Source organism: Pseudomonas sp. Sample_10, assembly GCF_004321495.1.
Taxonomy (GTDB): Bacteria; Pseudomonadota; Gammaproteobacteria; order Pseudomonadales; family Pseudomonadaceae; genus Aquipseudomonas.
In genome coordinates this window covers 16,365-34,361 of the sequence record NZ_RCOE01000279.1, presented here as the reverse complement: position 1 = coordinate 34,361, position 17,997 = coordinate 16,365, and the positions used below count along the sequence as shown (strand labels likewise).

General features: G+C 59.0%; 15 protein-coding genes and 1 pseudogene. 9 read left to right on the top strand and 7 right to left on the bottom strand.

Going from position 1 to position 17,997, the window contains the following annotated elements; all coding sequences use genetic code 11:
* The first annotated feature begins 155 nt into the window (after positions 1–155).
* From D8U18_RS26630 to D8U18_RS26620, 3 genes are read left to right on the top strand one after another with little or no spacing between them, the layout of a single operon-like run.
* On the top strand, positions 156–815 hold the full coding sequence (locus D8U18_RS26630) for a paraquat-inducible protein A (RefSeq protein WP_056853298.1): 660 nt from the start codon (positions 156–158) through the stop codon (positions 813–815).
* Positions 802–1,425, top strand: a complete 624-nt coding sequence (locus tag D8U18_RS26625; protein ID WP_056853297.1) for a paraquat-inducible protein A — start codon at positions 802–804, stop codon at positions 1,423–1,425. The genes D8U18_RS26630 and D8U18_RS26625 overlap by 14 nt, the downstream gene beginning before the upstream one ends.
* Positions 1,418–3,721 (top strand): MlaD family protein, encoded by a 2,304-nt coding sequence (locus D8U18_RS26620; protein ID WP_056853296.1) that lies wholly within the window; start codon positions 1,418–1,420, stop codon positions 3,719–3,721. The genes D8U18_RS26625 and D8U18_RS26620 overlap by 8 nt, the downstream gene beginning before the upstream one ends.
* A 69-nt stretch (positions 3,722–3,790) precedes the next feature.
* On the opposite strand, the gene mksF is transcribed toward D8U18_RS26620, so the two are convergent.
* Genes mksF through mksB form a run of 3 tightly spaced genes read right to left on the bottom strand, consistent with a single transcriptional unit; the run spans position 3,791 to position 8,599 of the window.
* Positions 3,791–6,631: an Mks condensin complex protein MksF gene (mksF, locus tag D8U18_RS26615; RefSeq protein WP_056853295.1), complete on the bottom strand. Its 2,841-nt coding sequence runs from the start codon at positions 6,629–6,631 to the stop codon at positions 3,791–3,793.
* Entirely contained in the window at positions 6,628–7,329 is a 702-nt protein-coding gene (mksE, locus tag D8U18_RS26610) for an Mks condensin complex protein MksE (protein ID WP_056853294.1), read from the bottom strand. The genes mksF and mksE overlap by 4 nt, the downstream gene beginning before the upstream one ends.
* Positions 7,319–8,599, bottom strand: a complete 1,281-nt coding sequence (gene mksB / locus D8U18_RS26605) for an Mks condensin complex protein MksB (RefSeq protein WP_056853293.1) — start codon at positions 8,597–8,599, stop codon at positions 7,319–7,321. Before mksB ends, mksE begins: the two co-directional genes overlap by 11 nt.
* Positions 8,600–8,834: 235 nt before the next feature.
* On the opposite strand from mksB, the gene D8U18_RS26600 reads away from it, so the two are divergent.
* Together D8U18_RS26600 and rimI are read left to right on the top strand one after the other, a co-directional pair.
* Positions 8,835–9,581, top strand: coding sequence for an energy transducer TonB (locus tag D8U18_RS26600; protein WP_131109022.1), 747 nt, complete (start codon positions 8,835–8,837; stop codon positions 9,579–9,581).
* The gene (rimI, locus tag D8U18_RS26595) at positions 9,574–10,026 is read left to right on the top strand and encodes a ribosomal protein S18-alanine N-acetyltransferase (RefSeq protein WP_056853291.1); all 453 of its coding nucleotides are present in this window, start codon (positions 9,574–9,576) and stop codon (positions 10,024–10,026) included. The genes D8U18_RS26600 and rimI overlap by 8 nt, the downstream gene beginning before the upstream one ends.
* 121 nt (positions 10,027–10,147) lie before the next feature.
* Here the strand turns inward: rimI and D8U18_RS26590 are convergent, their stop codons facing one another.
* A complete protein-coding gene (locus D8U18_RS26590) occupies positions 10,148–10,552 on the bottom strand; it encodes a serine kinase/phosphatase (RefSeq protein WP_131109020.1) in 405 nt (134 codons plus the stop codon).
* Between the two features lie 168 nt (positions 10,553–10,720).
* Here D8U18_RS26590 and can point away from each other — a divergent pair, with 168 nt between their 5' ends.
* Positions 10,721–11,365: a carbonate dehydratase gene (gene can, locus D8U18_RS26585; RefSeq protein WP_056853289.1), complete on the top strand. Its 645-nt coding sequence runs from the start codon at positions 10,721–10,723 to the stop codon at positions 11,363–11,365.
* A gap of 77 nt (positions 11,366–11,442) precedes the next feature.
* Here can and D8U18_RS26580 read toward each other — a convergent pair whose 3' ends face one another.
* The 3 genes from D8U18_RS26580 to D8U18_RS26570 form a co-directional block, all read right to left on the bottom strand.
* Positions 11,443–12,615, bottom strand: a complete 1,173-nt coding sequence (locus D8U18_RS26580; RefSeq protein WP_131109018.1) for a hypothetical protein — start codon at positions 12,613–12,615, stop codon at positions 11,443–11,445.
* A 148-nt stretch (positions 12,616–12,763) separates the two neighbouring features.
* Positions 12,764–13,084, bottom strand: a complete 321-nt coding sequence (locus D8U18_RS26575) for a hypothetical protein (protein WP_056853287.1) — start codon at positions 13,082–13,084, stop codon at positions 12,764–12,766.
* 218 nt (positions 13,085–13,302) lie between these two features.
* Positions 13,303–14,721, bottom strand: a complete 1,419-nt coding sequence (locus D8U18_RS26570; RefSeq protein ID WP_056853286.1) for a TIGR00366 family protein — start codon at positions 14,719–14,721, stop codon at positions 13,303–13,305.
* Between the two features lie 200 nt (positions 14,722–14,921).
* Between D8U18_RS26570 and D8U18_RS26565 the strand changes: the two genes are divergently transcribed.
* The 3 genes and pseudogenes from D8U18_RS26565 to D8U18_RS26555 form a co-directional block, all read left to right on the top strand.
* Positions 14,922–16,235 carry an MFS transporter gene (locus tag D8U18_RS26565; RefSeq protein WP_131109016.1) on the top strand — a complete coding sequence of 438 codons (1,314 nt, stop codon included), beginning with the start codon at positions 14,922–14,924 and terminating at the stop codon, positions 16,233–16,235.
* A gap of 127 nt (positions 16,236–16,362) precedes the next feature.
* Positions 16,363–17,679 (top strand): PAS domain-containing methyl-accepting chemotaxis protein, encoded by a 1,317-nt coding sequence (locus D8U18_RS26560; protein ID WP_056853284.1) that lies wholly within the window; start codon positions 16,363–16,365, stop codon positions 17,677–17,679.
* A 137-nt stretch (positions 17,680–17,816) separates the two neighbouring features.
* Positions 17,817–17,972: pseudogene (locus D8U18_RS26555) on the top strand (flavin reductase); the annotation flags it as partial.
* Positions 17,973–17,997 lie beyond the last annotated feature (25 nt).

Sequence of the window (17,997 nt, the reverse complement as noted above, 5' to 3'; positions counted from 1 at the left end):
TCGTCAAGATTAAATTCCGAAACCCCAATTGCGAAAGCAGTTGGGGTTTTGTTTTTGTGCGCAAGAAAAACGTGTCATGCGCGACACAAATTTGCACAGTTATTTTCCACCCAGGACACTAGAATAGGTCCAACTTTTTCAGATTCAGAGGGCTTATGCCAGAGCCGGTTGACACCCCAGGGCTGTCAGAATTACCACTAGAAAATCTGGTTGCGTGCCATGAGTGCGATTTGCTGATGCGCAAGCCCAAGCTCGCTCATGGCGAGAAAGCCCTGTGCCCGCGCTGTGGCTATGAACTCTATGCCCACCGTCACAACGTCGTGCAGCGAAGTCTTGCCCTGGTCATAGCGGCGCTGCTGTTGTACATCCCGGCGAACTTTTTACCCATCATGCAACTCAATCTACTCGGGCAATCGGCTCACGACACTGTCTGGAGTGGTGTGGTCGCGCTTTTTGACACAGGCATGCAAAGCGTTTCAGTGATCGTGTTTCTGTGCAGCATGGCCATTCCGCTGCTCAAGCTGCTGTGTCAACTGATCGTATTACTGAGCATCCGTTTCAATATCGGGCGCAGTTACGGCTTGCTGCTCTACCGCATTTATCACCACTTGCGCGACTGGGGAATGCTTGAGGTGTACCTCATGGGCGTATTGGTGGCGATCGTCAAACTGGCCGATATGGCAGCAATCACCGTAGGACTTGGTCTGGCGTGCTTTATTGGTTTGTTGCTGATTCAGGTCTGGTTGGAGGTCGTCATGTCACCTCACCAGATCTGGCAGGCTTTGTCAGGAGAAGATGCCCATGCGGGCGATTGATGCAGGCATTCTGATTTGTGCGGAATGTCATGAGTTGAACAGGCAGGAAGCTGATACCGATGAGCAAGTCTGTACACGCTGCGGAGCGTTGGTTCACGCCCGCCGCCCGAATAGTCTGGTTCGGACCTGGGCCTTGCTGATTACGGCTGCCATTCTTTACATACCGGCCAATATGTTGCCGATCATGACCGTCAATTCCCTTGGCAAAGGTGCGCCCAGCACGATCATGGCCGGTGTGATCGAACTGGTTCACTACGGAATGTTCCCCATTGCGGCCGTGGTGTTTATCGCCAGTATCGTGGTCCCCACGTTCAAACTCGTGGGTATTGGCCTGCTGCTGTTTTCGGTGCAGCGCCGTCAACCCTTGTCGGCCCGTCAACGCATCTGGATGTACCGCTTTATTGAATTCATCGGGCGATGGTCGATGCTCGATATCTTTGTGATCGCCATCCTGGTGGCGGTCGTTAATTTTGGGCGGCTTGCCAGCATTGAAGCCAATCCTGGTGCGGTCGCTTTTGCCAGCGTGGTAATTCTGACGATGCTTGCCGCAGTAACTTTCGATCCCCGACTGATTTGGGATAACACGGAGTCGGACGACGACCATGACTGATTTGCCTGTAGCGAAAACCCGACCGGCCTCGAACTGGTCAGCCATTTGGGTGTTACCTCTGATCGCCCTGATTATTGGCGGTTGGCTCGGCTGGCGTGCCTATAACGAGAACGGCATCGAGATACAGGTGCGTTTCGAGAGCGGCGAAGGTATCCAGGCCAACAAGACCGAAGTGGTTTACAAGGGCATGTCGGTAGGTAAGGTGAAAACCCTCAAGCTCGATGATGAAGGGAGTTCCAAGGGCGTCATCGCCACCGTCGAAATGAACAAGGATGTCGAGCAATATCTTCGGACCAGCACGCGTTTCTGGTTGGTCAAACCGAGTGTGACGCTCGCTGGTATCACCGGCCTGGAAACGCTGGTTTCGGGTAACTATGTGGCGATCAGCCCCGGTGAAGGCGAGCCCACTCGCAAGTTCAAGGCACTGGCCGAAGAGCCGCCGCTTTCCGATGCTCAACCCGGCCTGCACCTCACGATCAAAGCCGATCGACTGGGCTCTTTGAACCGTGGCAGTCCGGTGTTCTACAAGCAGATCAAAGTGGGACAGATCAAGAGTTACGTGCTCTCCGAGGATCAGAGCACCGTTGAACTCAAGGTGTTTATAGAGCCGACTTACGCCAAGCTGGTGCGTAAACACACGCGTTTCTGGAACGCCAGCGGCATCAGCATCGATGCCAATCTGTCAGGCGTGAAGGTACGCAGCGAATCTCTGGCCAGTATCGTCGCCGGCGGTATTGCCTTTGCAACGCCGGAAAACCGCAAGGACAGTCCGCCTACTGATCCGAGCTTGCCGTTCCGTCTGTATGAGGATTTCGATGCAGCGGCAGCGGGTATCAAGGTCAAGGTCAAGCTCAGTGACTTCGAAGGCTTACAGGCTGGTCGTACGCCGGTCATGTACAAAGGTATTCAGGTCGGCACGCTCAAGGCGCTCAAGGTTGATCCGGATCTCTCCGCCGCCAGCGCCGAATTGACGCTGGACCCGCTGGCCGAGGATTACCTGGTCGACGGCACGCAGTTCTGGGTGGTCAAGCCGTCCATTTCGTTGGCCGGCATTACCGGCCTGGAGGCATTGGTCAAAGGTAATTACATTGCTGTGCGCCCCGGTGACAAAGGTGCAGCGCCGCAACGTGAGTTCGTCGCGCGGCCCAAGGCGCCGCCGCTGGATCTGCGCTCGCCGGGTCTGCACCTGGTGTTGTTCACCGAGAACCTTGGTTCGCTGGAAGTCGGCAGCCCGATTCTCTACAAACAGGTGAAAGTCGGGTCGGTACAGAGCTACCAGTTCTCGCGTAAAAGAAACCAGTTGGTGATCGGCGTCCACATCGAGAAGGAGTACGAAAACCTGGTCAACGCCTCGACGCGGTTCTGGAATGCCAGCGGTATCACGCTGACGGGCGGGTTGACCGGCGGTATTCAAGTCAAGAGTGAGTCGCTGCAAAGCCTGATGGCTGGCGGCATTGCCTTTGAAACACCGCAGGCCAATGCGCCATTGCAGAAACGGATTCCGCGGTTCCGCCTGTTCGCCAGCCATGAGGAAGCCAATCAGAAAGGCGCGGTGATCACGATCAAGGTCGATCGCGCCGATGGGTTGCGAGCAGGGACTCCCATTCGCTTCAAGGGTCTGGATGTCGGCAAGATCGAGAACGTTGACCTCAGTGATGATCTTCAATCGGTACTGCTGACGGCACGCATCACCGAAGTACCCGAGCGCATCGCGCGAGTTGGCAGCGAGTTCTGGGTGGTCAAGCCTGAGTTGGGGCTGATCAAGACATCCAACCTCGAAACGTTGGTGACTGGGCAATACATCGAAGTGCAGCCAGCCGCGAAGAACCTCGGCCCGCAGAAAAGCTTTGTGGCTCTGTCCAGTCCACCCGAAACCGCCAAGGCTGAAGCCGGATTAAGCCTGGTACTGAGCGCTGCCCGCCGAGGTTCGTTGAAAGCCGGGGTGCCGGTGACCTATCGCGAAATCACCGTGGGTAAGGTGACGGGGTATGAGCTGGGCCAGACGGCGGACCGCGTGCTGATCCACATCCTGATCGAGCCTAAATACGCACCGTTGGTGCGTAGCGGTACGCGCTTCTGGAATACCAGCGGGTTTGATTTCGATGTCGGTCTTTTCAAAGGCGCAACGGTGAGAACCGAGTCGCTGGAAACCATGATTCAGGGCGGCGTTGCGTTTGCCACGCCGGACGGTGAGCGGATGGGCAGCGCCGTGCGGCCGGAACAGACGTTCCCGTTGTTCGACAAGTTCGAAGAGGAATGGCTGACCTGGGCACCGAAAATTTCCCTCGGCAAGTAAGCCGGCAAGAATGAAAAAGGCCGCGATCCATTGGATCGCGGCCTTTTTAATGCCTTCGACTAAACCGGATCAAACCGCATCCAGTTCCGGCTCATCCGCTGCAACGTTGAGCGTTGCCTTCACTTGATCGTGACGACGGATGTACTTCCAGTCCGCCTCGTCGATGTAGATGCCCGCCGGACCGCTGCCGCCTTCCAGGTCGATCGCGACACTGGCGCAAACCTGCGGTTTCACACTCGCGAGGATCGGCACGAAGCCCAGTTGCAGGCTGGTTTCCAGCAATGCAGCCTGGTTCTTCTCATCGATGTCCGCGGCTTCGTCGAGGTAGTACGGCAAGCGCACACGCCCGGCCAGGTCGCGGTCCATCAAGTGCAGCAACAAGTACATGTTGGTCAGCGCCTTGATGGTCATGGTGGTGCCGTTGGAGGCCGCGCCATCGATGTCGGTGTGGATCACCGGTTGACCGTTGACCTTGGTGATCTCGAACGCCAGTTCGAACAAGTCCTTGAGGCCGAGCTGGTTGTGGTTGGCCGCTACCAGTCGAGCCAGATATTCCTTGGCCTCTTCGTTCTTGTTGTCCTGTTCCGCGCTTTGGCTGAGGTCGAACACCGACAGGGTTTCGCCTTCTTCGTACTGACCGGCGCTGTGGATGATCTGGTCGATGTGCTTGAGCGCTTCCTTGTTCGGCGCGAGCACGATGCGGAAGCTCTGCAGGTTGGACACCTGGCGTTTGTTGATCTCGCGGTTGAACAGCGCCAGTTGATGCTCGAGGCTGTCGTAGTCGCTGCGGATGTTGCGCAAGGTGCGGGCGATGTCAGTCACAGCGGCACGACGGGCCTTGCCCAGGGTCAGGGCTTCATCGGTACGGTGCGCGTAGGCGTTGATCAGCAGTGACAGGCGACGCTCCATATCGTCTTCGCTGTCGAACTTGGCCACGCCCTTGAGGCGGACCTGCGCGTACAGCGCTTCGATCTGGCCATCAGCGCGCAACAGGCCTTGCCAGCTGTCCTGATAGTCATTGAGCAGTGGCAGCAGGTTGTCCATGGAGTCGTCGATCGGGTCCATGAACGGCGTGCCGAAGGGCAAGTCCGCCGGCAGCAACTGGCGGCGGCGCAATGCGTCGTCGAGGGTGCGTTGCTTGGCTTCCATGTCGCCGATCTGGCGGCCGACCAGTTGCAGCTTGGCCGACAGTTGCTGGACGCGCTCGGTGAAGGCATCGCTGGAACGCTTCAATTCGTCCTGAGCGGCTTCCATCTGCGCCAGTTGCTCAAGCTTGTCGCCTTCTTCGGCGCTCAGGGTTTGTGCGCGGCGGAAATCTTCCAGGGCTTTCTGCGCATCCAGCACTTGCTGGTACAGCGCTTCGGTCTGGGTCTTGCTCGCGGCGCGGTCGGCGGCCACGGCTTGCTGGGTTTTCAGTTGCTTGAGTTCTTTGTCCAGACGCTCTTTCTGATCGCGCAACGCTGCACGGTCGGCCAGCGCCTGCAAGGCTGGCGGCTCGATGTGCGAGATGTCGATGGACAGGCCCGGCACTTCGAAGCGCTCGCCTTTGAAACCGTCGAGGATCAGTTCCACGGATTTCACCCAGTCGCCGTTCTCGTCGAGGGTGATGCCGTGCTCGCCCAATGGCAGGCTGAACAATGCGCTGTTGAACAGGCGCATCAGGCGCTCGACGTCCTGCTGCGAGAACTCTTCGCGCAGGCGCGCATAACTGTTGTTGTCGGCATGGTCGAGTTGCTGCTTGACCGACTTCAGGCGTTTTTCCAGCTCCCGCAGGCGCTCTTCCAGATCTTCGGCGCTGAACTGGCGCGACTGTGCCAGAGCACCGGCCAGTTCATCGTGAGCGTCTTTGGCCGCGAGCAATTGCTGCTCCAGCACTTTGACGTCATCGACCAGGGCAAAGCGGTGCTTGAGCACCGCCAGTTCGCCGAGCCAGCGCTGGATACCGGTGATTTCCCGCTCCAGACGCATCAATTCCTGGGTGCCGCCACGCTGATCGTTTTGCAGGGCGTCCTGCTCGTTGCGGTAATGCTCGGCCTGAATGGTCAGCTCTTCCTTGCGCGCACTGGCGTAGTCCGACCAGGTGCCCAGCAGGGAATCGAGCAGTGGCGAAATCCGGTGCAGCTTGCCGCGCAGGATGTCGCGCTGCTTCACGCCATTGGCCAACGCTTCGACGAGTGGGCCGGCGGCGACCAGCGAGTTGTAGTCCTGCTCCATCCGTCGTACATCGCGGAAGGCTTCTTCGCACGCGGCAATGTAATCGACGCTACCGGAACGCAGGCTGTGCTCGAACGCATCGAGGAACAATTGCTTGAGCTTGGCCGCGGTAATTTCACGCATGTGCAGCAGGTTGATGAACAACGCGCGGAACGTCTTCAGGCTCTGTTCGCTGGTGGAGCGCAGCGGAATCAGTGTCAGGTCCAGCGGAATCGATGTGTGACCACCGACCAGCAGACGACGCAGTTCATCAGGCTTGAGTTCATAGGCTTTCAGGCCTTCGCGCTCGAGGTTGGTGAACAGTTCTTTCTGACGCAGGCAGGTGTCGTTTTTCTGGTAATGAGCCAGATCGAGCTTACCGGCGTAGGCGAAGAACTGGTGACCGAAACCACCGCCCGGGCCGCGCCCGACCACGCCGATCACGTGTGGGCCGTGGGGCAGGTTCACTTCCACCAGAATGTAACTGGTGTCTGAGGCGAAGTAGAAACGCCGGGATTGTTCCAGGCTGTACTTGCCGAAACTCATGTCCGACATGCGCGCCAGAATCGGGAACTGCAAGGCGTTGATCGAAGCGGATTTACCGAGGTTGTTCGCGCCGTAGACCGACAACGGTTCTTCCAGCGGAAACAGGCCGAGGCTGTAGCCGGCGGTGTTCAGAAGGGCAAAGCGGCGGATGCCGTAACGTTCCTTGCTCATGCGTCGAGCTCCTGTTCTTCGGCAATGGCGCGGGCCAGGGCGTCTTCTTCGCTTTCACTTTCGAATTCGCTCAGGTCCAGCGGGTCGTCGGTCTGCAGCAGTTTTTCGTCGCTGTCTTCGTCGATCAGCACCGGCACGGGCAGTGGCAAGACGCTGTGCAGGCTGGCGGCCAGGTCTCGGTCTTGCTGGACCGACAGGCAGACGTCGAGGAAGCGGTGCATCGGCGGCAGAAAGCGGTAAACGCCGTTTTCTTCGCTGGCGAAACCGAGTTGGGTCATGCGGCGCATGATCTTTTCTTCGAGTTCGTCCTGGGTCTGCACTTCGGCCTGAATGAACAGGTCGCGGTACTTTTCCAGCAACGATGGCAGTTCGTCGCGACCGAGGCTCCCACCGTCGAGCACGGCGATCGGATCGCGCCCCTGATCGGCCAGATGCTCGACGAGGATGAAGGTGAACAGCGCCAGACGCTGGGCCGTCTTGTTTACCGCGGCAGCGGCGAGGTCCGGTACGAAATAGTAGAAACCACGGGTGTCGCAGACCAGTTCAAAACCCAGTGCCTTGAAGAGCGTGCGGTACTGGTCCTGAAAGTTCGACAGCTGAGCGTACAGCTCCGGATCGCGGCGGCTGACGTGGTAACCCTTGAACAGCTCGCGGAAGATCGGCGCCAGTTGGGACAGTTCGGATAGATCAAGATGCATAAGGGGTGCTCGCAGAATCCTCGGTAGCGTCAGGGCCGGCCGAGAGCAGGGCGAAGGAGCGCAGGCTGACCTGGTGCTCATGTGTGAAGTAGTCGCGACGTTCCAGGCGTTCGCGCTTGAAGCGTTTTTCCCTCGACAGGCGCGAGAACCAGTACAGCAATTCGTCGGTGGCGCCGTCCGGTTCCTGTTCCAGCAGCCAGGTCATCAGATCCGGCATCGGCAAGGCGTCCTCGCAGCGCTCGAGCATTTCCCGGACCGTGCGTGGCGCACGCGGGGCATCGCCGCCCTTGTGGGTTTTGTGCGCCTTGGGAAAACGCGCCGGTTTCGGTTCGAAACGGGCCAAAGCGTACACGTAGGCCTCGACCTGACTGGCGCTGCCGAGAAAGGTGCTTTGCGGGCGGGTGAACATCGGCATGGCCGCTTGCGGTACGGCGTCGATGCCTTTGCGGCGGATCATCGACAGCGCCAGCGCGGCGCCACGGGTCACCGCGTTGTGCCGCCGCGCTTCTTCGCGCAGCGGCAGCAGCAGTTCGCGGGCGTGACGCAGGGTCAATTGGGCGCTGGTCTGCATTTCGAGGATGCGCGCGTGGGTGCGCAGCAGCATGTCGTCATCGACCAGGTGGCCGAGCCGCTGCTGTTCGCTGAGCATTTTCAGCAGGACGGTTTCGACCTTGCGCACGCCTTGTTCGAAGGCGCCATCGGCGTTCACCAGATCGATCATCGGTTCGACGTATTCGTCCCAGGTCGCCAGCACTTCAGCGTAACGCTGACGCAGCGGAATCTGTCGGTCGCTGGTTTTCGCCCGTTCGGCGACAGCCACCAGTGCCTGTTCGTCGTTATCGAGCTTTTTCAGTACGTCACGGACGCGCATGTCGAGCAGACGCAACTGACGGGCGAGGTCATTGCCGTCACGGATATCGAATGCATCCTGGATGTAACCGGCCAGACGCTCGAGGTGGCGCAGATAGGCTTCGATCTCCAGGCAAAGGCCCAGACGGTGTTCACGGCGCAGATAGGCGAGGAAGTCGTGAATCTGCGCGTTGAGTTCGAAACGGTTCGGGCTTTTCGCCACGGGAACCAGAATATCGAGGCGAATCCACACATCCAGCAGGCTGGTGATGTCCTGCGGCGTACTGTCGAGTTGCTGGGCGGCCAACTGTGAACGCAATTCGTTGAGGCTCAGTGTGCCTTGGTCGAAGTGCTCGCACAGTGGCTCCAGAAGTGCCCAGTGTTCAGCGAGGGCGCGCAAGACGCGCTTGGGTTCGATCATCGGAATGGCCGGCTGTTGGCGATTAAAAGCCGCGATTGTACTGCATTGGGCGCGATGCGATTCACTCTCGGGACAGGCTGTCGCCTTTTTTCACTGGTGCAAAGACTATCGGTGCAGTCTGTCGATCAACTGCGGGCGATCTTGGGCGAAGGGCGGTAGAATCCCTCAACTTTAGTTATCCACAAGTGGCCGACCTTTGCTTATCGAGTCCCGCCGTCGCGCTTATTTGAACGCCATGCAGGTGGTCAACTGGCTGCCGCGCACCGAATTACCCTTTGCCGCCCCGTCGCGGCCCGAACTGCTGGAAATGCCCGAGCCGATGGTCGTCGCGCCTGTGGCAGCGGCTGCCGTGGCTGAAGTGCCCGTGGCACCAGTGGTCAAACCGGCTGAACGGGTCAAGGTCGAGGTGCCACGACCATCGCTTGCGAGCACGCGTACCGGTGCCGTAGCGGTGGAAGAGGCTGTAGAAGCGCCGCTCGTGGTCAAGGCACCGATTGTGCCGCCACCGCGCTTCGCCTTGCAGTTGCTGCGCGCCGGGCGTTGCCTGCTGCTGGCCGAGTTACCCACAGGCGAGGCGTTTCAGGCCCGCGACCCCGCTTATCTGCTGCTCAAGGACATGCTGCGCGCCGCCGGTCTGCCGGACAGCCCGCAGATTGTCGGTGAGCCAGTACGCTGGCCATTACTGGTGCGCGGCACGATGGATCAAGGTCCGGAAGCTGCCCGCGATTTTGTTCAGGGTTTTCTCTCGGCCCGGCTGGAAGATGCACCGTGCGTCTGTCTGTGGCTGATCGGCCTGCCCGCGGTGCGTTTCGCCGGTGAGGCGGATGCCGAGTCCTTCAACCGGGAACTGCAGATCGAAGGCCTGGGCTGCGCCTGGGCGGTGCCGGGCCTGGAATTATTAATGGAAGAGCCACAGCGTAAGGCTGATGTCTGGCAAGCCATGCGTCGGCTGATGGCGCGTTGGAAAGAATCGAATGAGTGACGCGGTATCGTTCCGCCCGATGATCGAGGCGGACCTGGAATCTGTTCTGAAGATTGAATACGCGGCCTACAGCCATCCCTGGACCCGCGGAATTTTTCTCGACGGGCTGGGCAAGTACCAGATCTGGCTGATGTTTGAAGGTCAGCAGCAGGTCGGCCACGGTGTGGTGCAGATCATCCTCGACGAGGCGCATTTGCTGAACATCACCGTCAAACCGGAAAATCAGGGCCGTGGCCTGGGTTTGACGTTGTTGGAGCATCTGATGTCGATTGCTTACAAGGCTGACGCTCGAGAATGTTTTCTAGAGGTGCGCGACAGCAATACCGCCGCGTTCAAATTGTACGAACGCTATGGCTTCAACGAAATCGGCCGTCGGCGGGATTACTACCCGGCGGTGGGCGGGCGTGAAGATGCAGTGGTGATGGCCTGTACGCTGGTGGACTGAATCACCATTGTAGCGAGGGAGCTTGCTCGCGCCGGGCCGCAAGGCGCTCCCTTGTGAGGCGGGCGGGCATCTGGCGACTGCTGTGCAGTCGAACGGGAGCAAGCTCCCTCGCCACAAAAAATCAGCGCTTGCGGTCCAGTGGATCGCGCTGCGCCATCTCCGCTTCATCCAGCCCGTCGCCACCGCCAATGTCGTCTTCACCGACAATGCTCAAGTCCCAATCAGCCTGATTGCCGTTGCCGGCTTCATTGGCATCCCTGGCACCGTCTTCGCGGATCAGGGTTTCCGGGCTCATGTCGTCGTCAGTGGGTTCGTGGTCGCCCGTCGAGGCGCCAGTCATGCCGGCTTCGCGCACGCGCTGGCGCGGCATCAGTTGCTCGCGCTCCTTGTCCGGCAACTCGTCGCCGATTTTTGCGCTGGGTTCGTCATCATCGAAGTCCAGTTCGTTCATCGAACCCATGCGATCTTCGTTGTCATCGATGGGTTCCGGTTGCACTGCATCGTAAGGACGGCGTGATTCAGTCATGGTAATTCCTCATACTGTGGGCCTTACTAGGGTGGACCCATTGGGTTACCGAGAATTCCACCGGCATGGAGCCCTGCAGCAGGTAACTGGAGAACAACTGCATTTTGCGCGTGACCCCGACGGACGGTTGTCAGTCAAAACTGCGCACCATTCTTGAGGCTTCAAAGCATGAACGAATTACAAGATCTGATTGATAACAACGAGCGCTGGGCTGACGCGATCACTAAAAAAGATCCTGACTTCTTCGCCAAGCTGGCTCGCCAACAGACTCCCGAGTTCCTGTGGATCGGCTGTTCCGACGCGCGGGTGCCGGCCAACGAAATCGTCGGCATGCTGCCGGGCGATCTATTCGTCCACCGTAATGTGGCCAACGTGGTGCTGCACACCGACCTCAACTGTCTCTCGGTGATTCAGTACGCGGTCGATGTACTCAAGGTCAAACACATCCTTGTGACCGGCCACTATGGCTGCGGTGGCGTGCGCGCCTCGATGCAGGACCGTCAGTTCGGCCTGATCGACGGCTGGCTGCGCTCGATTCGTGATCTGTACTACGAAAAGCGTGAAGAACTGGCTGCGTTGGCGACTGAGGAAGAGCGGGTCGACCGTCTCTGCGAGCTGAACGTGATCCAGCAAGTGGCCAACGTCGGGCACACCAGCATTGTGCAAAATGCCTGGCATCGCGGGCAGAGCCTGTCGATTCACGGTTGCATCTATGGGATCAAGGACGGCCGCTGGAAAAGCCTGAACACCACCATCAGTGGTTTCGAGCAGCTGCCGCCGCAGTACCGCCTGCGCCCGTTCGAACCGCTGTAAACCGATCAGCGGCGGCGTTGCCGACGCCAGTGTGGCAAACATCTGGTCGTCGGCGCCGCCCGTGCGCTGACTTCCACTTACAGCGCTGGCGCGGGGATTGCCGTTGCCGGTGCTGGCGCCTTGAGTTGTTTGAGCTGGGCCTGGATCGTTGCCGACGCGCATTTGGCCACGGCTTGTTGAGGCGTCAGGTTGCGAATCGAGGTGTAGAACAGCTCACAGGTTCTATCTTTCTGGGCCACTTGCCACATTTGTGTGCAGCTTTTCAGCTCGACATCAGCATTGGTGTCCGACTCACGGCCCATAGTCGCTTGCCAACACGAAGCACTCAGATCCTGGCCCATGACTTTGAGCCCCGCCGCATCGGCCTTGGCCTTGGCATCGGTGCCCGTGTAATTCGCCGGGTCCGCGGCGTACCAAATGTAGCTCGGGTGATTAGCGCCTAGAACGGGGACTTTCACTCCATCGTTCGGGCTGATGTAGACCAGGCTCAACACATTCACCGTCGGACCGTATTGCTCCTTGACCCAGTTTCGCACCGGTATGCCGAAGGCGACCATTGGCAGGGGCTCGCCGCTGGCGTTCAGGCTGATCTGTTTGACCATCGTGGCCTGGTAATCCTTGAAGTAGCCATAGACCCCCTCAAGGTCCTTGCCGGCGTTGGACGGTGCGGCAATCGGGGCGATATCGATGATTGTCTGGTAACCCGGCGTTTGTTCGGCAGGAACGCCGTTGACTGTCAGCAGCGTCGCCCAGCGATCAGTGGTGGCAGACCGCAGGTAATCCTGAGCCTGGGTCAGCGAATAGTCCGGCGGAAAGTGCAGCAGCTCGACGCTTCTGCGGTTTTCCAGCGCCATGCCCAGCGGCAGGAACAGATACCAGTTATACGCCCACTTGCCGTCGGCATTCAGTTTGCTGGCGCCGTTGTAGGCCAGGTCACCCGCGTCAAGCAGCGCGGCCAGGGGCTTTTCATAACGTTTGGGTACGCCAGTGATTTCGGCGTAAAGCTGAGCGTTGTCTGTTTTGACCAACACCTTCGCATCGCTGTAGCCATCGCGTTGTACGCTTTGAGTCAGATAGTGCTCGACGGTTTGCTCAAGCGTCCAGTTGCGAAAGCAGATCACGTTGCAGTTGTTGGGGTAGGCGAATAGGCGGGTAACGCGTTCGGTACTGCCCAGCTTCAGGTTGATATCGGCATGGGCTGTGGCACTCAAGGTGAGGGCTGCAAGAGTGAGGCTTGCGAGTTTCATCATGCTCAGATCCTTTTCAGCGTGGTCCCGTTACGGATACACGCATACTGGAGCAACGCAATGCCTCAGAAAAGTAGGCCTCGAGCATTTTTTCGAAGAAATACAGTTCAGCCCGCAACTTGTATTTGCGGGCTGGTTCCGGATCAGCCAATCACAGAAGGCGCAGCGCCAATTGGCTGCCGGCACGCAGGTATTCGACTTGTGCGACGACCGCGTCCTTGACGATCGCCTCTCCGGTGTCGGTCAGTGCGGCTTTTTTTGCATCGATAACGGCGGTTTGCAATAGCTGCATGGCGACATCCATTGCTTTCTGAAAGGCCGTCACATTGTTGTGCTGGCCAAACTCGCGAATGACCGCGTCCATACGGCGATCTGCATCGTCTCGCAGTGTCCTGTACTCAACTACCGAGACGTTGCCATCCTGGTAGATTTCATTGATCAACGCTTCCAGTGTTTTGGATATTGGTGTCATCGCTTCTTCCTTGAGTTTTGGGGTTTGATTCTCCGAGACAGGTTAATTCAACACTGCTGGCAGCAAGAGTCAGGACTTGCGCCTGTAATGAGTGTGATATCGCCACAGCTTTTGTAGGAAGGCGGCTTTCAGTCTGTCGGGTTCGTTCGATTCACTAATCGACAGGCTTTCTGCCTGATCCCCGCGTGCTCATGCGGGACCAGGCAGAAAAAAGCTTTTTACGGCATTACCGGCGGCGTATACGCCAGTGTCGTGCCCAGCGCCCAGAGCAGTAACAGAACGAGTGGTGTGTGCACCAGCAATTGCACGAAGGAGAAACCGATCAGATCCCGCGCCTTCAACCCGAGTACACCCAGCAACGGCAGCATGTAGAACGGGTTGATCAGGTTCGGCAGGGCTTCGGCGGCGTTGTAGATCTGCACCGCCCAGCCCAGGTGGTAGTTGAGGTCGTTGGCCACTTGCATCACGTACGGCGCTTCAATGATCCACTTGCCGCCGCCGGATGGAATGAAGAAGCCGAGAATCGCCGAATACACACCCATCAGCAGTGCATAAGTGTCATGGGACGCGATGCTGACGAAGAAGGTCGAGATGTGATGGGCCAGTGTCTGCGCATCGGCACCCTTGACCGTGGTCATCAGCGCGGCAATCGAACCGTACAGCGGGAACTGGATCAGCACGCCAGTGGTGGTCGGAACCGCACGGGACACGGCGTCGAGGAAGCTGCGCGGGCGCCAGTGCAGCAATGCACCGAGCATGATGAACAGGAAATTGTAGGTATTCAGCCCGGAAATCGCACTGATCGCCGGTTTGGTCGAGAACTCATGGAACAGCCATCCAGCGGCCAGGAGCACCAGCAAAATGGTCAGCAATGGGCTGTGCTCCAGCCATTCGCCAGGACGCGTGCGTGGTTGCAGCGGTGGCAAATTGAAACTCGGGTCGACGCCGCAGGCCTCGGCGTCGCGAGCGGTGTTCGGACCCGGCGCGGTGGCGTAGGCAATGATCAGCGAAATAACGATCAGCGCCAGCAGCATCACGCCTGACTGCCACAGGAAGATGGTCTGGGTGAACGGAATCACTCCGGTGATCGACAGAATCGACGGTGGCAGGCTCGCCGGGTTGGCCTGCAATTGTGCTGCGGACGACGACAGGCCCAAGGCCCACACCGCGCCAAGCCCCAGATACGCGGCGGCACCTGCAGCGCGATAGTCCATTTTCAGATCGGTGCGACGGGCGAGGGCGCGTACCAGCAAACCGCCAAAAACCAGCGACAACCCCCAGTTCAACAGCGACGCGACCATAGAGATCAGCGCCACCCATGCCACCGCGGAGCGGCCGTTTTTCGGCAACTTCGCCAGGCGGTCGATCAACTTCACGGCCGGTGGCGAGCTGGCGACCACATAACCGCCGATCACCACGAAAGCCATCTGCATGGTGAACGGGATCAGACTCCAGAAACCGTCACCGAAGGCCATGGCGGCGTCCGTAGGTTTGGCACCCATGGCCATGGTGGCCACCGCCACGATAATCACCGCCAGGGCGGCAAACACCCAGGAGTCGGGGAACCAGCGTTCGGCAAAACTTGAACAGCGCAGGGCGAAGCGGGCGGAGCGGGTATCTTCGATATCAGCGGCCACGGGAATACCTCGAATTTTTATGTTTGTAGTGGTCTTCAGGGCGTCAGACGCCCGTCTGGACAGACCTCAACATTAATTCAACCACTGTTTTTTTGCGGCGCTGTTTTGTGGCTATGGGACTTTGGTCTAACGGGTTGTCCGCTGGCGCGTTTGCGTAGACCATGGGCGCCTTGATTTATGCCTGTGCCAGAGTTCTTTTCATGACTGCCAACACTGATTCACGTCCGGCGCCGTTCAGCCGCTCGGACTACAAGACCCTGGGGCTTGCAGCGCTCGGCGGGGCGCTGGAAATCTACGACTTCATCATTTTCGTATTTTTCGCGCTGACGTTGAGTCAGCTGTTCTTTCCACCGGAAATGCCTGAGTGGCTGCGCCTGCTGCAAAGTTTCGGCATCTTTGTCACCGGTTATCTGGCGCGGCCGCTGGGTGGCATCCTGATGGCGCATTTTGCCGACCGGTTGGGACGCAAGAAGGTCTTCAGCCTGAGCATCCTGATGATGGCGCTGCCGTGCCTGCTGATCGGGATCATGCCGACCTATGCGCAAATCGGTTACTTCGCACCACTGCTGCTGTTGGCCCTGCGGGTTCTCCAGGGCGCGGCGGTGGGCGGTGAGGTGCCGAGCGCGTGGGTGTTTGTCGCCGAGCACGCGCCGGTCGGCCATCGCGGCTATGCCTTGGGTTTTTTGCAGGCGGGGCTGACCTTTGGCTATCTGCTTGGCGCTTTGACGGCGACGTTCCTCGCGCAGGCATTTACGCCGGCAGAGATCCTCGACTTCGCCTGGCGTTACCCATTCCTGCTGGGTGGCGTATTCGGCGTGATCGGTGTCTGGTTACGTCGCTGGCTCAGCGAAACCCCGGTGTTCATGGCTATGCAGACTCGGCGCGAAGAGACTGTCGAGCTGCCGTTGCGGGCGGTCCTGCGTGAACATCGGCTGGCCATGCTGCCGGCGATGATCCTCACCTGCGTGCTGACTTCGGCAGTGGTGGTGTTCGTGGTCATCACCCCGACCATGATGCAGAAAACCTTCGGCATGACCGCCAGTCATACGTTCGCCTTGAGCGCATTGGGCATCGTCTTTCTGAACATCGGATGCGTGCTTGCCGGTTGGCTGGTCGACCGCATTGGCGCCTGGCGTACGGTGATGTTGTACAGCCTGCTGCTGCCGCTGGGCATCGGCGTGCTCTATGGCTGCCTGATCAGCGGTGGTGATTGGATCGGTCTGGCCTACGCCGTGGCGGGGCTCGGGTGCGGGGTGGTCGGCGCGGTGCCCTCGGTCATGGTCAGCCTGTTTCCAGCGCGGGTTCGTGTCTCGGGCATTTCCTTTACCTACAACATTGCCTACGCCGCCTGGGCAAGTATTACCCCATTGTTGTTGATCGGTCTGATGCAGTGGAGCCCATGGATCTGCGTGATTTTCTGTGCAGTGATGGGCGCGGTGGGGGTGGGCAGCGCAGCGTACTTCGGTGCGCGTATGCCCAGCGTTGGACATTGTCCGGCGCCCGGCACTGCCTGACTGACAAGCTTGCCCACGTGTGGCAACTATTTTTGTAGGACAAAACTCAAACGCTCTTCAGAAAAGACCTGCAAGGCCGATGGCTAGGCTGCATATCGCTTTCTATCCAGTCCATCGGTGCATCCCCATGTTCAATAAACGCTTGAAGCAGGAGCTGTCGGCTCTTCGTGAAGAACTCTCCAGCCTTCAGCAAGTGAAGGAAAGTCTGGAAAGCGAGATGCTGGTGCTGACCCTTGATACGGATGGCCGGGTGCAGTCGGTCAATCAGAATTTCCTGAGCGAGATGCACTACAAAAGCAACGAGCTGATCGGCCGGCACATCGACGACATCGCCCCGGAGCATGTGAAGAACGACGAATTCCAACGGCGTTTCAATAACGCCCTGACCCGCGGCGAACACTTCGCCGGCACCGTGCGTTTGTTGCGTGGAAACGGGCAGGAAGCGTGGCTGCGTTCGATCTTTCAGCCGGTTCGCTCGGCTGACGGTCGGATCAGGCACTTTTCGATTTTCTCCAGCGACCTGACCCGCACCATCGAGGCCTCCCGCGAACATGAAAACCTGATCGGCGCGCTGGTGCGCTCGACGGCGGTGATCGAGTTCGACCTCAATGGCAACGTATTGACCGCCAATGACCGGTTTCTCTCGGGCATGGGTTACAGCCTGGCGCAGATCAAAGGTAAACATCACCGTACTTTTTGCCTGCCGGACGAGTACAACAGCGCCGAATACCAGAACTTCTGGCGCCGCTTGAATGCAGGTGAGTACGTCACAGGTCGATTCAAGCGTATCGACAGCCATGGTCGTACAGTCTGGCTGGAAGCGTCCTACAACCCGGTGATCGATGCCAACAACAAGCTCTACAAAGTGGTGAAGTTCGCCACGGTCATTACCGATCAGGTCAATCAGGAGCAAGCGGTCGCCGAAGCGGCGAACATCGCTTACAGCACGTCGCAGCAAACCGACCAGAGTGCACAACGCGGCACGGCCGTGGTGACGCAAGCGGTGGATGTGATGCGCGACCTCGCCAAACACATGCAAACCGCCGGCGATGGCATCGAAGCCCTGAACGAGCAGTCGCTGGTGATAGGCACAATCGTCAAAACCATCAGCGGTATTGCCGAACAGACCAACTTGCTGGCGCTCAACGCCGCTATCGAAGCCGCCCGGGCCGGTGAGCAGGGACGAGGGTTTGCCGTGGTGGCGGACGAAGTCCGGCAATTGGCTTCGCGCACCAGCCAGGCCACCGATGAAATCGTGTTGGTGGTGCGTCAAAACCAGGACATGGCGCGCAACGCTGTGGCGCTGATGACCGACAGCAAACTGCAGGCCGAACAGGGGCTGGCGCTGGCGGCGGAAGCGGGGACGGTGATTGTCGAGATCCAGGACGGCGCGCAGAAGGTGGTCAATGCAGTGGGGCAGTTTGCCAATCAGCTGTCGTCATAAGATCTGCGCGATGTGACGTACGTGAAAAGATCGCTTCGGCGATCTTTTCATTTCCGGGATTTTACCTCGCTACAATCGGCTCTTTCCCCAGGAGCAGACATCCATGAACGCTTCCCACCGCTGTCCGGCCCCTTTGGGCTGAAGTGATTGCCGCCCAGGCAGACGAGCGTGTGTTCAGTGACGGCCGTTGGCACTTTGAAGGCCACGATGCGTTGCGCACCTTGCGCCATGTCGCCGGTGGGCACTTTTTGACGATTGGCGAGCCAGTGGACGGCAAGCTTTTGCAGTCGTAAGGTGCGGCAACGCGAGTCGTAAGCA